At 36.6% G+C, this 16647-nt stretch carries 11 protein-coding genes and 1 pseudogene; 7 read left to right on the top strand and 5 right to left on the bottom strand.

The annotated features are described in order from the left end of the window. Positions 1–724 precede the first annotated feature (724 nt). Both KHM83_RS18510 and KHM83_RS18505 read right to left on the bottom strand, forming a co-directional pair. Positions 725–1707 (bottom strand): annotated as a pseudogene (locus tag KHM83_RS18510) (IS3 family transposase); the annotation flags it as partial. Positions 1708–1851: 144 nt separating this feature from the next. Next, positions 1852–3030 (bottom strand): ISL3 family transposase, encoded by a 1179-nt coding sequence (locus KHM83_RS18505; protein ID WP_213238521.1) that lies wholly within the window; start codon positions 3028–3030, stop codon positions 1852–1854. A 305-nt stretch (positions 3031–3335) separates the two neighbouring features. Between KHM83_RS18505 and KHM83_RS18500 the strand changes: the two genes are divergently transcribed. Both KHM83_RS18500 and def read left to right on the top strand, forming a co-directional pair. Continuing rightward, positions 3336–3596 (top strand): helix-turn-helix transcriptional regulator, encoded by a 261-nt coding sequence (locus tag KHM83_RS18500; protein WP_213238520.1) that lies wholly within the window; start codon positions 3336–3338, stop codon positions 3594–3596. Continuing rightward, positions 3571–4023 (top strand): peptide deformylase, encoded by a 453-nt coding sequence (gene def / locus KHM83_RS18495; protein ID WP_213238519.1) that lies wholly within the window; start codon positions 3571–3573, stop codon positions 4021–4023. The genes KHM83_RS18500 and def overlap by 26 nt, the downstream gene beginning before the upstream one ends. Before the next feature lie 170 nt (positions 4024–4193). Here the strand turns inward: def and KHM83_RS18490 are convergent, their stop codons facing one another. Continuing rightward, on the bottom strand, positions 4194–6176 hold the full coding sequence (locus KHM83_RS18490) for a sigma-54 interaction domain-containing protein (protein ID WP_213238518.1): 1983 nt from the start codon (positions 6174–6176) through the stop codon (positions 4194–4196). Between the two features lie 380 nt (positions 6177–6556). On the opposite strand from KHM83_RS18490, the gene KHM83_RS18485 reads away from it, so the two are divergent. The 4 genes from KHM83_RS18485 to KHM83_RS18470 all read left to right on the top strand — a co-directional run bounded on the left by KHM83_RS18485 (position 6557) and on the right by KHM83_RS18470 (position 13523). Next, positions 6557–8551: an NAD(P)/FAD-dependent oxidoreductase gene (locus KHM83_RS18485; protein ID WP_213238517.1), complete on the top strand. Its 1995-nt coding sequence runs from the start codon at positions 6557–6559 to the stop codon at positions 8549–8551. 84 nt (positions 8552–8635) lie between these two features. Then, complete coding sequence (locus KHM83_RS18480; RefSeq protein WP_213238516.1) at positions 8636–9940, top strand: acetyl-CoA hydrolase/transferase family protein; 1305 nt, start codon at positions 8636–8638, stop codon at positions 9938–9940. A 46-nt stretch (positions 9941–9986) separates the two neighbouring features. Then, positions 9987–12326 carry a 3-hydroxyacyl-CoA dehydrogenase NAD-binding domain-containing protein gene (locus KHM83_RS18475; protein WP_213238515.1) on the top strand — a complete coding sequence of 780 codons (2340 nt, stop codon included), beginning with the start codon at positions 9987–9989 and terminating at the stop codon, positions 12324–12326. A gap of 21 nt (positions 12327–12347) precedes the next feature. Further along, complete coding sequence (locus KHM83_RS18470) at positions 12348–13523, top strand: acetyl-CoA C-acyltransferase (RefSeq protein WP_213238514.1); 1176 nt, start codon at positions 12348–12350, stop codon at positions 13521–13523. 78 nt (positions 13524–13601) lie between these two features. On the opposite strand, the gene KHM83_RS18465 is transcribed toward KHM83_RS18470, so the two are convergent. Then, a complete protein-coding gene (locus KHM83_RS18465; RefSeq protein WP_213238513.1) occupies positions 13602–14957 on the bottom strand; it encodes a radical SAM protein in 1356 nt (451 codons plus the stop codon). 242 nt (positions 14958–15199) lie between these two features. On the opposite strand from KHM83_RS18465, the gene KHM83_RS18460 reads away from it, so the two are divergent. Continuing rightward, a complete protein-coding gene (locus KHM83_RS18460; protein ID WP_213238512.1) occupies positions 15200–16222 on the top strand; it encodes a hypothetical protein in 1023 nt (340 codons plus the stop codon). Positions 16223–16464: 242 nt separating this feature from the next. On the opposite strand, the gene KHM83_RS18455 is transcribed toward KHM83_RS18460, so the two are convergent. Further along, positions 16465–16647: hypothetical protein (locus tag KHM83_RS18455; protein ID WP_213238511.1), on the bottom strand; the 183-nt coding region annotated here is incomplete at its 5' end.

Genomic DNA, 16647 nt, shown 5'->3' with positions numbered 1-16647 from the left:
CCTTTTGGCAGTGCGCAACTTAATTCAAGTGATGCTCTAACAAAAAATCGTTGATGCTCTAATTGCGAATTAGTGATGCTCAAATGAGCAACTTGGTGATGCTTCTATCGTGAAATATTCACAAATTCTCTTTCAACTTTTCGCTAAGATATTTTGCAGTTTCTGTTTTCCCAACACCAGACGGTCCATAGAATAACATTACTATTGGTGAATCTTCATCGTCTTTGCATGAAGGGTACAATGCTGAGAGCAGTTTGTCTTTAACTTTATGCTGTCCGATAATTATTGAATTAAATTCATCATTAATCTCTTTCAGCACTTCTTTACTTATTCTAGAATAAGTATGTTTGATTATATCAATTGGTAGATGTGCATTCTTAAACTGTTCTACAATATGTGAAGGAGGTGGATTGTCAACATTTTTTTGGACAACTTTTATAAGGTTATGCTTTATAAAAAATACTCTTATCAAGAACGATTTAGTTAAGCCTCATAGAGGCCGATCAAATATAGGCATTTATTCCACGGTCCTATTGACACGGGGTCCCTGCACCCTCTGGACTCCCTTTGTAACGGCGTAAATAACCTACTTTCAGGGTGTTATTCCCGCCATCAAGATTTTACCAGAAGGTGCCTCCCCGTATAAATAGGCTTTCGCGGCATAAACGCCTTCAGGTAGTTAGTTTTCAGTAGGTATATTAGATTTTTAAGATAAGTCATTCTTTTAACATGCCACAATATTGGCTTTGTACTCTAGGGGACTTAAATACCCAAGTGTTGAATGTATCCTAAATTTGTTAAACCAGTTAATATAATCTAAAAGCTGTAATTCTAGTTCCTCAAGGCTTTTAAACCTGTTACCTTTGATAAACTCAGTTTTAAATATTTTAAAAGTAGCCTCTGCTACAGCATTATCATAGGGACAGCCCTTCATGCTTAAGGAACGTTTGATTTCAAATGTTTCTAGGACTTCATCTATTAGTTTGTTTTTAAATTCATTTCCTCTATCTGTATGAAAAAGAGTAATATTATCTAACCTTGTTTTAACCTTAGCAAAAGCCCTGTAAACAAGGTCTGCATCCTTATTTGGACCTGCACCATAGCCTATTATCTCTCTATTGAAAAGGTCCACTAATATACATACATAATTCCACTGATTGTTAACCCTTATGTATGTTAAATCACTTACAACGGCTGCATACGGAGTATGGTTATTAAATTCTCTGTTTAGTTCATTAGCAATTTTAGATTCATTACATTTATCTACATGAGGTTTATATTGAGCAACAGTATATTTTGACACTAGGCCCTGAGCCTTCATTATTTTTCCTATTTTTCTTCTTGATACTATAAAACCCTGTTTTTTTAATTCAACCTTTATTTTTCGAGTACCATAGTTATTACGACTAGATTTAAAAATTTCAATAACCTTAGGTGTAATTTCATCAGGGACTTCTTTGGCCTGTGATTCATAGTAATAGGTACTTCTATGGAGTTGTAGGACTTGACACATTGCTGATACACTGTATTTGTGAGCATTAGCTTTAATCACATTTACTTTCGTCCTAATATCAGCGCCGCTTGCTTTAAAATATCATTTTCCATTTTCAGTTGCTGATTTTCTTTTCTAAGTTTAATAAGTTCGTTTTCTTCTGGGGATCGATTGTCTTTCTCCTTAAAGGAACCAGTAGTTTGACTTCTTTTTATGGCTCTAAGTCAATAGTTGGGGTGGGAATCTTGTGATCCCCGCTCTTTTTGTTGTCTTGAGGTTGTTTTGATGTTGATGTAGTTTTATAAGATTTTATTGCATACGTAATAAACCAATCAGAGTTGGCGTTTGTTTTTATCTTTTTACTGGCAAATATGTAGAATTCTATTTCTAAAGCGTTTAAAATTACGAACGCCATAGCTAATCCTTTTTAAAACTTTGATCTTGTTGTTATAACCTTCAGTACATCCGTTGGTATAGCCATATTTAAAAGCATTTAAAATTTCTTTGCTCCAGTTCCTATAAGTAGTAATACATGCCTTAAACTCTTTGATATTTTGAGATTCCGCATAGCTTATCCATTCATAAAAATCCTTTCTTTGCTGGCTGTATTTTGGATTTTGACAGATCTCATAGAAAGTCTCTTTAAGTCTATAAGCTTGTCTAAGCTCGTCATTGTAAAGCAGCATGGCGTTTAATCTTTCAATCTCATCGCCTTTTAGATTTTCAGCTCTCTTTAGTATCAAGGTTCGACTTCTTTTAAAGTACTTTCTTAAGTCAGAAGGCATGTTCTTTTGTACACGTTTTCTGACGTTTTCTATAGCCCAAGTTACTTGTCTAATGAAATGATATTTGTCCACAATAATAGTCGCGTTAGGGAAAAATAATCGTGCTAGTTCTGCATATTGCTTCCACATATCACAGATAAAAAACTGGACCTTTAGTCGTTCATGCCTGGAATAGCCTTTGAAATAGTCAATAAGATGCCCTTGTTTACGATCGGGTAAGATATCAAGAATGTGTTTTTTCTTAGGATCTACCAAGATACACTGATACTTTTCGCCACCGGCATTGCCTTTAAACTCATCAATCGCAAGGACTTTAGGAAGCGAAGATGGTCTTGAATAATGAACATGATCGAAGATTCTATTTGCAGTTGTTGGTGAAACGCCAGACTTTTTCGCCACGAAAGTAACAGGTACAGCGTTTGAAAGCTCAGAAACGATATAGGCTACTAAACGGTTTGTCATTCGATGATATTTAGGTAAAAAGTCATAATGCTCATAGAATTTTTTTCCACATGAACATATATATCGTCTTTTTTTCAAAATTAAGATGATGCTTTTATCCATGTAAGGAAAGTCTTTGATCTTTTGATATCTGTAGTCATGAACCCGTGTGGTAGCAGTACCACAACAAGGACAACTACTCGATTTTGGGCTAGTTTCGAGGTTGATTTTTATAAAATTATCACCATGACTAATATTTTTTACTTTTACATCTTTTAAATTTAATAATTTCTTGATAAAATTTGAGTGCACTTATATGACATCTCCTTTCTTTGTTTGTCTAGACAACAACATTTTACTGGAGTTTTGAGTATAAGTGCATTCTTTTTTTCAAAAAACATAAAAAAATGCTGTGGTGAGTTTTACCACACCCCAACATTTATTATAGAGCCACACTTCATAGAAGTGTCGCTCTTTTTGTTGCTACAAGCGTATATATAAAAAATAGGAGAATGTAGCCTAAAGTAAATGTCATGTTAACTTGACATTTTAGAAAGCTATCACTAATATAAGAGTAAGGTTAACCTTACGATTTTGAAGAAGGAGACAATAAATTTATGAAGAATCGTATTAAAGAACTCCGAGAGCAAAAGGGCTTGACACAAGAGCAACTGGGAACGTTAATCGGCGCCTCTAGGCAAGCAGTCAACGCTATTGAGGCAGAGAAATTTGAACCATCTATTTGGATTGCGTATGATATTGCAAAGGTATTTGACTGCGCAATTGAAGAAATATTTTTATTTGAAGAAAGTATTAGAAAATCACGTGCTGAATGCAGTAGGAGGGAACATAATGGCCATTCGAGAGATTCGCGTTGAGGGTGACAAAGTACTCACAAAGAAATGCAAGGAAGTTGATGTCGTAGATGATCACATTCGTTCGCTTTTGGATGATATGATGGAGACACTCCACAGAACGCCTAATGGCGCTGCATTAGCGGCGAATCAAGTGGGGCTTTTACGGCGACTTGTCGTCATTGATTATGAGGGGTGGTATTTAAAACTTGTGAATCCGAGAATTATTGCGCATGACGGGGAACAAGAGTGCATTGAAGGGTGCCTGAGTTATCCAGGGCGATTTGGGAAAACGATTCGGCCACAGTCAGTCACTGTTAAGGCACTTGATGAAAATGGAAAAGAAATCATTTTAACTGGTGAAGGCGAAATGGCAAAATGCTTTTGCCATGAAATTGAACATTTAGAGGGAGAGGTTTTCTTAGATAAAGTCATTGAATTTCTCACATAAAGGCAGGGGAAAAAAGGGCGTAGTCCAATATGTGCACGCCTGTAGTGGACATGCGCAAGACCGCACCGTGGTAAGACAGAAAGCGGAAAGCATACCACAGAACCTTGTCTACATGTGGGGTCTGTGGTGAGAAATGTCTATGAGGTGATGCAATCATAGAGGCAATGCAATCATAAAAGATCGTGTTCATTTAATTTTCTATATAAAGTTCTCCGAGATATGCCAAGATATTTAGCGGTTCTTGTTTTATTATATTTGTTTAAATTTAATGCATTTATTAGCGCTTCCTTCTCATCCGAGGTACCTGTGTCTCTATTTACAGCCAATGTATTACTTGTGCGTTCAGGAGGCACAAAGGTTTTAGACGGGTCGTAAAGTTGAAAGGCGGTATCAAAATAATGTTGTATACGGTGTAAGGTGATGGTTTTATCATTATAAATTTGAAGGGTACCTTCTAAAAGATTTTGTAATTCCCTTACATTTCCTGGCCAGTTATAGTTTATAAAAAAATCTTTAACTTCAGGTGAAAGTTTAACAGGTGCTTTGTTTATTCTTTCGCAAATGAGATGTATAAAATTATCTGCTAAGAGAAGAATATCTTCTGTTCTCTCTCTTAATGGCGGAATATTTATCCTTATAATAGCAAGGCGATAAAATAGATCTTCTCTAAATTCTTTTTGCTTTATTTTTTCCATTAAATTTTTATTGGTAGCAGCAATGATTCTTACATCTAGTTTTGTTGAAATGTTACTGCCAATTCTCATAAAACTCTTTTGCTCTATAACCCTTAAAAGCGTCGCTTGAAGGTCAAGAGGCATATCTCCTATTTCATCTAAAAATATTGTCCCGTGATTAGCCAGTTCAAATTTTCCTACATTCCCACCTTTTTTCGAGCCTGTAAAAGCGCCTTCAGCATATCCAAAAAATTCTGTGGATATGAGGTCCTTGGGAAGTGCGGCACAGTTAATCGCGATAAAAGGTTTGTTCCTTCTCGGACTTTCGTTATGGATTGCTTGTGCAATAACATCTTTTCCAACGCCACTTTCTCCAAGCAGTAGAATATTACTGCTACTAAATGCAGCCGCTTTTGCGTGATTTAGGATTTCTAAGTAGTTCTCACTTTGACCAACGATTGTGGCAAATGTAAACCGTGCATTATTGCCCGTGTGATTTGATATCAAATTGTTTAATCTTTCAGTAGAATTAAGGTGAATCGATAATCCCTTGATATGAAATTTTTGTTCAAAAAAAGGGGTCGTGCTCATACTGACGTAGATTTGATGATTGTTGATGCTTAAATTGATCGTCATATCGGTTACAATTTCAGAATTATTGATTATTTTCCAGAACTTTTTGTTCTTAGGAGAAGGATCAATTATTTTTTCAAGGGTATTGTAATATATGTTTACTGGGGGGATACTTAAGATATCAAATAGATTTTTGTTAGAAAAAAGCACATGATTTTTGCCACTTGATTGGTCAACTCCAATGATACCATAACCATTTATAGCACTGGTAAGAGTGGTCAAATTATTGAACCAGAACATTTGAAGGTTGATTTCCCTTGAAATAGCAATAGCGGTGACGAGAAGGTTACTGTCTTTTTCGCTGACAGGTCCTATAATGGCTACACCACCATAAACGATCATTTCATTTTTGTCTAACTCTAAAATAACAGGTGAAAAATATGAGGCAATTTCGATGGCGAATTTAGAAAAGTGCTCTTCTCCAACGACTGAAATGGCTTGTCGATGTCTTAAACCTAAGGATACAGCATTTGTGCCTACAACGCTTTCGGATAGTACAACGCCTTTTGCCAAATAATTTTCTTTAGCCCAAGTCATAAAGGAATCACTACCGTAAAGCTTTAGCAGACAGGCATTCTTATCAAAGAGGACGAGCCCTAGATTCGATTGAGGCATGCACTTATACATGCGCTCGAGCACATAGTTTGCATGTATATAGATAGACTTTGATTTTTCTTTCACTTTTTCAAAATCTTTCTTTGAATACATAAAGGGGACGCTTTTAGTGGGATCTACATTTGCTTTAAAGCTCTCATACCAAGAGTCACTAATTTTGTCTGGCAAATTCTTTCTGAGATTAGAATCATTGTGGAGCTGAATCCAACGTGAGTATAATGTATTATTCATTTGACGCCCCCTTATTATTAACATTTTAAGTATCTCAGTATATGTGATCGCTTCTTTTTCTCTCTGCGTTATATTTGGCGTACTTATCACATGGGAGAACCTTAAAATGATTATATCAAGTTTATCAAAATGGCACAAGTCGCACTATGTGTCAAAAAGTGTGCCATAATTAGAAAATAATGACACATATCGGGCGGAATTCTAGTGAAATTTTAGAAGAAGATCATTACAATAATATTTTTAAAAAAAATTAGCGCTATGTGTTCAGGTCTTTACAACGGATTTGGACGTTCTTTTTTTTTTGCGAAACAATAGTGGCATGAACTTTGCAAAGTATATAGATATCACGGTGAGATTACAAGGAGAAAGGTGGTACATTAATGAACGACTCTATTTTATTTACCCCTATGAACATTAATAGGTTAGAGATCAAGAACAGAATCATTATGTCGGCAATGCATCTTGGATATGCAGAAAAAAAAGAGGTTTCAGAGAAGGACATTGCATTTTACAGGGCAAGAGCTAAAGGTGGCGCAGGGGCAATTGTCGTCGTTGCTGCAGTAAATGATGTAGCAGGACCTGCTGATATGCATAGCGTAGGGCATGATAAGTACAGTGCTGGTATCAATAGGCTATCAAATGAGATGCATGTCTATGATGCTAAAATTTTTATACAACTATTTCATGCAGGTAGAAACACAGTATCTTCAAATATTGACGGCAAAAGACCTTTAGCACCATCGGTAGTAGCTTCGCCAATATACAGAGAACTGCCAGACGAAATGACCATTGAAGATATTAATACAACCATCGATGATTTTGGGATGGCAGCGCTGAGAAGTAAAAACGCAGGTGCAGATGGCGTAGAAATAAGTTGTAGCGCAGGGTATCTCCTGACACAATTCTTATCACCCCTTACGAACCTAAGAAATGACCAATACGGTGGTACAAAAGAAAACCGTATGCGATTTCCTAGAGAAGTTATAGAAAAAGTCAGAAATTATGTAGGAAAAGACTATCCTGTAATTCTTCGTATTTCAGCGAGTGATATGATGCCAGGTGGTTATGGGATTGATTTTATGCAAGAATTTTGTGCATCTTTAGAACCTGGCTTAATTGATGCTATAAGTGTTACTGGTGGATGGCACGAATCACCTGTTCCCCAAATATCGGCACATGTCCCTGAAGGTGGCTATGCTTTGTTGGCCGAAGCAATAAAAAGAGTTGTAAAAGTACCTGTCATTTCATGTAATAGAATCAATAATGGTGAGATTGCAGAAGAAATTTTGCAAAAGGGATTGGCCGAATTTGTTGGTGTAGCACGTGGCTTTTTAACAGATGCTGCATTTGCAAATAATATTAGAGATGGCAAAAATATAAGACAATGCGTCGCTTGTAACAAAGGTTGTATTGAGAGAGTGCTACGGGGAAAAGCCGTTCAGTGTGCCTTTAACCCTGAAGTCGGTAATGAAAGTTTGTCCATTGAAAAGAGTGAAACAAAGAAAAAAGTACTTGTAATAGGGGCTGGGCCAGCAGGCATACAAGCGGCCAAAACAGCTTCTATGAGAGGACATGAGACGATACTCTGTACGAAAGAAGATAGAGTGGGTGGCCAATTGTCGGTTGCTTCAAAACCACCACATAAAAGTGGCATTGATGAATTTATTGACACGACAAGAGAAGAACTAAAGACTTTCAATATAGAGATTAGACTTAATGTGAAAGTAGATGAAAGTGTTATAAAAGCAATAAAGCCGGATTATGTCATTATTGCAACAGGCGCTACACCAATAATCCCTAAGATAGAAGGTATTGAAGAAGATTACATTTATACAGCTGAAGACATCTTAAAGGGAGATGGCAATCTTTTACAAAAAATAAGAAGAGGAAAAACCTATATTATAGGGGGTGGCTCTGTTGGATTAGAAACAGCCCATTATCTTGCAGAAAACATATATACAAATGCAGCATCTATCGCATATATCAATAAATATGTGCCAAAAGCGCTTAAAAGCAATGTTTATAGTCCACTGGATATAACCGTTGTTGAAATGCAAAGTAAAGTTGGGAAAGACCTAGGGGGCAATAGGTGGATATTGTTAAACGATTTAAAACAACAGGGTGTAAAAATAGTAACAGAAGCAAAAGTCTTATCTGTTGCCGATCATGAAATTTCAATAATGGGTAAGGAAGGCAAGGTTACTGATACGGTAGACAATATCATATTGGCAATAGGCTATAAAGTAAATAATGGTGAACTTATACAATATCTTGAGACAAATAACATGGCCTATTCAGTTATTGGCGATGCTTTAAAACCAAGAAATATTATGGAAGCACTTAGAGATGGTTATTTAGAAGTGATGCCTATTTAATTCAAAAGGCAATAGTGAAAAGTAGGCCATTGGAGAAGGGGCATCATTAGAAGCGATAGACAATTATTAAAATGGAGGGTTTTTATGAACTGGAAAGAGATTTATCAAAGTAAGTTAGTATCTGTAGAGAGAGCTGCTGCTGCAGTAGAATCCGGAGACAATATTTGGATTTCAGCTATGAGCGATACACCAATGCATATTTTAGATGCTTTAAGTAAACGCTATCTTGAGCTTGAAGACGTCCATCTTCATTCAGGTATATTGATGAGACCTTTTGACTTCCTAAAGGGAGAATATAAAGGACATATTAATTACCATTCGATCTTTTTAGGTCCTGTAGATAGAATGTTTGTGCCACAAGGAAATGTTTCCGCTACCTCTATGCATTTTAGTAACCTTTCGTGGGCGCTTAAAAACAATATCAAACCTAATGTTTTTATGGTCACTTGTACACCACCTGATGAAAATGGCTATATGAATTTTGGTCCTGTAGGTTCTCTTGGAAATGATACAGTGCTTCAAAATGCTGAAAAAGTAATTATTCAGGTCAATAAAAATATGCCTTATATTTATGGTGAACGCAATTATATGCACGTTAGCCAAGCTGATTTTATATGTGAAGCAGATTATGATATGCCCGTGTTACAAAATCCAGAAGTAGATGATGTCGACAGAAAAATCGCTTCTCATATAGCAGCAAATATTAATGATGGTGATACACTACAAATTGGCATAGGAAGTCTTGGCAATGCTGTAGCGTATTCATTAGAAGGTAAAAAAGATCTTGGCGTTCACAGTGAAATGCTCGTAGACTCTCTTGTTTATTTAGCTAAAAAAGGCGTTATAAATTGTAGCAAAAAAAATTTTAACAGAGGAAAAATTGTTTTTGGATTTGCAGCGGGAAGTAAAGAATTGCATGAATTTGTGAATCGAAATGCGCTATGTGAAGCAAAGCCGTTTGATTATACGAATAATATCCATAATATAGCGGCAAATGATAATATGGTTTCAATTAATTCTGCCATCGCAGCAGATTTAACAGGACAAATATGTTCTGAATCAATAGGTCCTAAGCAATTTAGTTCAACAGGTGGGCAACTTGACTTTGTAAGAGGCGCTACAATGTCTAAAGGGGGCAGAGCATTTATTGCCATAAGGTCAACAGCAAATACAAAAAATGGGATTATATCAAAAATAACCACAAGTCTATCAAAAGGTTCTGTGGTAACGACACCGCGGTCAGATGTCCAGTATGTTGTTACGGAATATGGCATCGTCAACTTATACAATAAGAGCATCAGTGAAAGAGTAAAATTAATGATAAGCATTGCGCATCCAGATTTCAGAGATGAGCTTACAAAAGAAGCGATTGAAACGGGTTTAATTTAATGAAAATGAGTTAACGTTTATTGCATTGAACAGGAGGTATAATAGGATGAAATATCAAATCAATAAAGTGACAGTTCTTGGTGCAGGTGTAATGGGGTCAGGCATTGCAGCGCATATAGCAGGTATCGGCATTCCCGTTTGCTTATTGGATATGGTCCCTAATAATTTGACAGATGATGAAAAAGCAAGAGGACTAACTCTGGAAAGCGCTGAGGTTAGAAATAAACTAGCGAAGCGAGGCAAAGATAACGTTACGAATCCTAGAAACAAGTCTGTTTTTCATAAGAGTGTAGGTCAACGCATTGAAATTGGAAACTTTGAAGACAATATGGACATGATTAGTGATAGTGATTGGGTTATAGAGGTAATCGTTGAAAAACTCGAGCCTAAAAAAGAAATGATGAAAAAAATAGCGAAATATGTCAAAGAGGGCGCAATCGTATCCTCTAATACTTCAGGTGTATCAATCAATAAGATTGTTGAGGACATGCCTTTAGCCTTTAGACAACATTTTATGGGAACACATTTTTTTAATCCGCCACGTTACATGAAGTTATTTGAGCTTATACCAAGCAGAGATACTTCACAAGAATTGGTTGATTTCATGGCAGCGTTTGCAACAAAAAGACTAGGCAAAGGGGTTGTTAGTGCCAATGATACACCTAATTTTATTGGTAATAGAATAGGTGCTTATGCCTTTTCAAATGCAATCCAGATGATGGATAAGTACAACTATAGTATACCAAAGGTAGATTTACTGTTAGGAACGATTGTTAAGAGACCAAAGAGTGCTATTTTTAAGACAATGGATATGGTAGGGTTAGATATTTATTACAATGTGGCCAATAATGTTATCAATAACATTGATGATGAAAGGGAAAAGCTAGAATTTAAAGTGCCAGAAATTGTACAGAACCTTATTAACAAAGGTTATATGGGTGACAAAGCGAAACAAGGGTTTTACAAAACGGAAAAGACAGAAACCGGTAAGAAAAAGCTAGTTTGGGATGAAGGCACACAAGATTATGTTGCTTTAGAAAATGTAAAAGTTGATGCTATTGGTGAAGCGCTTCAGAGTAAAGATCCTTTAAAAGCAATCATAAATGGCTCATCTGAAGAAAATAAATTTGTATGGGAAATTACCAAAAATGTATTATTATACAGTGCGAGAAGAGTCCCAGAGATAACCACTGATTATAGATTAATTGATAAAGCGATGGTGTGGGGCTACAATTGGGCATTAGGACCATTTCAAATGTGGGATTCAATTGGTGTCGAAGACGCTGTAGAAAGAATGGAAAAAGAGGGAGAAACAATCCCACAATGGGTGTTAGAACGCATAAAAGAAGGCAATACGAAGTTCTATAGTGGCAATGACATAGACGTCCAGTATACACATTTGTCTTCTTCTAAAAACAAAGTGGTTAGAGAAAATAGCGATGCTGCTCTAATTGATATAGGGGATGATGTATTATGCCTTCAGTTTAAGTCAAAAGGAAATACAATAACAGATGATGTCATGACGATTATCTACGAAGCTGTAGAAGAGACAGAAAAAAATTATAAAGGTTTAGTGATTGGGAATGAAAGCAAGAACTTCTCAGCAGGTGCAAATTTAGTGCTCATTAGCCAATTAGCACGTGAAGAAAACTGGAAGGGATTAGAGGCTGTGGTAGATAAATTTCAAAAAGCTAATATGGCGCTTAAATATTGTAAGAAACCTGTCGTCGCGGCACCTTTTAACATGACACTTGGCGGTGGCGCAGAAATAGCGATGCACGCGCATAAAGTTACACCTAGTGTGGAAACCTATATGGGATTGGTCGAAGTAGGCGTTGGCTTGATTCCAGGAGGCGGTGGCACAAAAGAACTGTTGTTAAGGGCCACAGAAAATCTAAATAAACCAACATCAGTAGAGCGGGTTAATGTCGTTAAAAAAGTATGGCAAAATATTGCAACGGCAAAAGTATCGGGCAGTGCTTATGAAGCTTCTGAACAAGGCTTTATTAGAACGTCAGATAAAATAGTCATGAACAATGACTATTTAATAGACGAAGCTAAGAAAATGGTACTGGCAATGGCAGAAGATGGTTTTACGCCATTACAAGAAAAAGTGATTTACGTAGTTGGTACTAAAGGCAGAGCGGCAATACAATATGAGATAAACTTTATGAAAAATGGTCATTTCATATCAGATTATGATGCTTACCTAGCTGATAAAATTGCTTATGTTTTAACAGGTGGTGATGTTCCAGATGGCACGATGTTGCGAGAAGAACAGATGCTACAGCTTGAAAAAGATGTTTTCGTAGCTTTATGTAAAGAAGAGAAAACCCAAAAGAGAATAGATTATATGCTTAAAACAGGAAGAGCATTAAGAAACTAGAGAAGGGATGGAGGAATTAATATGAGAGAAGCAGTTATTGTAGCATATGGACGTTCAGCAATTGGAAAAGCACCCAAGGGTGGGTTAAGGTACACGCGTCCAGATGATGTGGCGGCTCAAGTTGTTGAAGGCGTTTTAAAAAAAGTACCACAATTAAAACCAGAAGAAATCGATGATTTTGTATTAGGATGTGCCTTCCCAGAAGCTGAGCAAGGCTTTAATCTAGGAAGAGTAGTGCTTCAAAGAGCAGGTCTTCCCGATTCTATCCCAGGACAAACCGTTAATCGATTTTGTTCATCAGGACTTCAAACGATTGCAATAGCAGCGAACAGCATTATGGCCGGACAAGCAGATGTTATATTGGCAGGTGGAGCAGAATCTATGAGCATGGTTCCTATGGGGGGGAATGCACTTTACCCAAATCCATACCTTATGGAAAATATGCCAGAAACCTATATGCCTATGGGGATTACCGCAGAAAATGTGGCTGAAAGATATCATGTAACGCGAGAAATGCAAGATAAATTCTCGGAAGAAAGTCATAAGAGAGCGGCAAAAGCACAAAAAGAAGGAAAATTTGATGACGATATAATCCCTATAAGCGCAATAAGACCTGTTGAAGAAAGCAAAGGCATTAGGAGTGAAACCTTTATTTTTAATAAAGACGAGGGGATAAGGGAAAATATAAGTATAGCAAATTTAGAAAAACTTAAAACTGTATTCAAGGTTAAGGGAACTGTAACGGCGGGGAACTCATCCCAAATGAGTGACGGTGCAGCAGTTGTTCTATTAATGTCTAGAGAAAAAGCAGAAGCACTTGGTATAAAACCTTTAGCAGTATTTAAATCTTTTGCAGTGGCAGGCGTAGCACCGGAAGTAATGGGAATTGGTCCCATAGAAGCAATACCAAAAGCGCTTAAAATAGCGGGAATAGAAAAAGATGCCATTGATTTAATCGAATTAAACGAAGCTTTTGCATCTCAAGCAATAGCCTGTATGGAGACATTAGATTTAAACCCAGGTATCGTAAATGTAAATGGTGGTGCTATAGCACTAGGGCATCCATTAGGGTGCACAGGTTCTTTTCTCACTGTAAAACTCCTCTCTGAGCTAAAGAGAAGAAATGGTAAATACGGACTTGTCAGTATGTGCATTGGTGGCGGCATGGGTGCTGCCGCTGTATTTGAACTAATCTAGCGATAGCAGGCTTACAAAACCCCCTTTTTAAAACGACATTTGATTAACGCCGTTTTAAAAGGGGGGTTTTTAATGTTCTTATTTTGGGGGATGTGCATTTTCCCATAAGTTTTCTGCAACTGGCGCCCAGTTCATAGCGGCCTTTTTACATTTAGAAGATAATTTAACAACATCTTCAGGATTTTGAAAATCAGTTGATTTTGCTTTTGAACATGCAACAATTTGCGTTAAAGCACCGGGATTATCCAGCAGTGGGCAAGGGCGTAAATGATTTTCGTTAAAAGGCTGATGTTGACGATATTGCATAAAAAGTGGTGATTGATAAGCTTCTAAAAGCGTTTTGTCATAAATATTGGCATCAGCGTAATGAATAAAAGCACAGGGCTCAATATCACCATTTGCATTGATATGAAGGTACCTTCTGCCACCGGCGATGCAGCCTTCTACATATTCACCGTCATTCCAAAAGTCCATGGTAAAAATTTTTTTTGTCTTTCTGAATTTTCTGAGTTGATGATACATAAATTCACGTTGTGCAGGAGAGGCCATCAGTTCTGGAACGGCATCTATACCTACGGGCATGTAGGTAAAGAACCAAGCGAATTTTGCACCCTTTTCAATCATATCATCGATGTATTCTTCACTTCCAATAATTTCTGCATTTTTCTTAGTATAACAACAGGAAATACCAAAGGGCAGTTTTTTCTTTTTCAATATTGCCATTGCCTGAACAATCTTTTGATAGGTGCCTTTACCCCTTCTAAAGTCTGTTTCTTCTTCAAATCCTTCAATACTAATAGCGGGTACAAAATTTTTTACACGGAGCATTTCATCGGCAAAGGCCTCATCAATGAGCGTGGCATTTGTAAAAGAAAGAAACTCACAGTCTGGATGCGCTTCGCAGAGCTTGATAATATCTTTTTTTCGAACGAGTGGCTCGCCACCAGAGTAAATGTACATATAAGTGCCTAATTTCTTGCCTTGTTTTATGATGCTATCAAGCGTTTCATAGCTCATATTTAATTTATCACCGTATTCAGCGGCCCAGCATCCAATACACGAAAGATTACAGGCAGAGGTGGGATCCATCAAAATTGCCCACGGTATGTTGCACTGATATTTTTCTTTTGCTTTTTCCTGACGGTCACACCCAATTAAGGCTGTGTTTACAATGAAATTATTGAAAAATGTCTTGCGGACATCTTCGTCAATATCCGTCCATAAACTTTTTATTAATTGATACCAATTGCCATCTGGTTCATCTAAAATATTGCGGAATTGCTTTCTTTGTGAAGCGAATAAATCATTTGTATCAAATCGATCTACCCAGTCCATTAATTTTGGCAAATTTTTATCGGGATCTTCCCCGAGATAATCTAACACCTTTTTCCCAGCGAAAGATTCAACATGTTCCTTTATTGTTTTATGAGTCATTTTTTGAATCCTTTCTAAAGTTTATAGTTTGATGTAAAAGAAGCGTGAAGTTTCTAAGTTTGACTTAACTTTAACAAGGTGATGTGTCGTTGTCATTGGACAAAAAGCATCATTTGAGTAAATTTGTAACAATAAAAAATAATGTTACCTTTTGGGACAACGCTTAAAGATTGTCCCTATGATAAAACCATTAAAGTCTATATATTTATGTGAAAACGGGAAGTGGTTAAGGAGGGTTATTTTTGAAAAAAGCAGATATCACCAAGACAATCATTGAATTAACAGTGGATAAAGTACTAGCTGATATGGCGACAGAATCAGAACGCCCTATTAGAAATTTGGTTGATTTGGGGAAAAGTTTTTCAAAAGGTCAGTTTCAAAAGAAATTTTTTGAGATGGCACAAAATATACTTGAAAATGAAGAGAGCCCCTATTATGTTTATGTAAAAAATAGTGTTGACAAAGTGAATCACGAGACACTAAAAACGTTTGGTATCAATCTAGGCTATAATGCTTATACATATGGTGTGAATCAAATTAGAGAAAATGAAAAAAAATACTGTTTTATAATACCTTGGACGCTTATTTTTTCAATGGAGAACCCCAGTAAAGTATCAGAAAACGATGTTGAAATGATGATTTCGCAAGGGGTAAAACTTGGTATTTACACGTATTTTATCTTTTGTACGACAAATCAAATAAAGCAGGTTGCCCATTTGCTTGAAGCATTTGAGGACTGTGTATTTGTCATTTTCTTAGAAGGGGCGTCTATAAAAACAGGTGAGTTAGAGGTGCTTTATACGTATCACAATTTTATGATTTCAATAGCATCAGAATCTAGAGCATGCATAAAAATAATGGCGTTTTTAAGGAAACGTGGCTTTCTCTATGCGATGCATGCTTTTTATAACGACTGCAAAGCCGAAGAGATTATAACGGGAAAATGGCTGAAAAGTCCTTTGAGAACAGCGACGACCTTTGCTTTCTTAATTAGCGAAAGCACCTGTAGCCTTAAAACTAAAAATGAGGTTAGAAACTATGTAATAAATGGCCGCGAAAAGCAGCACTATCCCCTTTTTTTGATTGATATAACGTCTGATATAAGTTATATCAACGAGGTTATTTCAGAGGATAGTCATTTTATCGGTTTTAATTCAGAGGGGCAGCTTTACACAGCGGCAGGAGTGATCGCAGGGAAAAATAATAATCTGCGCACAGGGACCTTGCAGGAAATATTAAAGCAAAACAGATCAATAAAAGAATAAGGGAGATGCTTTTATTGGTATAAAGCGTCTCCCTTTGTTTTATGTAGTGGGTAAATCTTCTTCCTTCATATCGTGTACAATTTTTATGGCAAGGTCACCTAAAGACGTTTTCAACAAATTGACAAAATCATCTGGTGGGCGACATGGGGTTTCTTTAAGCCATCTTTCAATGGCAATAATAAAAGCATCTGTGAAGAATACAGTAAAAAATTCTGGATTTTCATTAGTGGTCAGAATCTCTTTTAAATAATTGAGAACAAATGGTGTTTTAGTCCACGTGATTTGACTTTGCCTTGCTCTTTGGCTTTGTCAATGCCACGATGAAATAGCTCCCTTGTTTTGCCGTAGTCATTTGTTACAATACATATAGCATATATGTATTGAGGTGATAGAAAAAGCATCACTAGACGACTGACCTTCCAGCA

This window comes from Fusibacter paucivorans, from assembly GCF_018390735.1.
GTDB classification, from domain to species: Bacteria; Bacillota; Clostridia; order Peptostreptococcales; family Acidaminobacteraceae; genus Fusibacter; species Fusibacter paucivorans.
The sequence above is the reverse complement of the archived record's forward strand: the minus strand, read 5'-3'. Positions and strand labels throughout refer to the sequence as shown.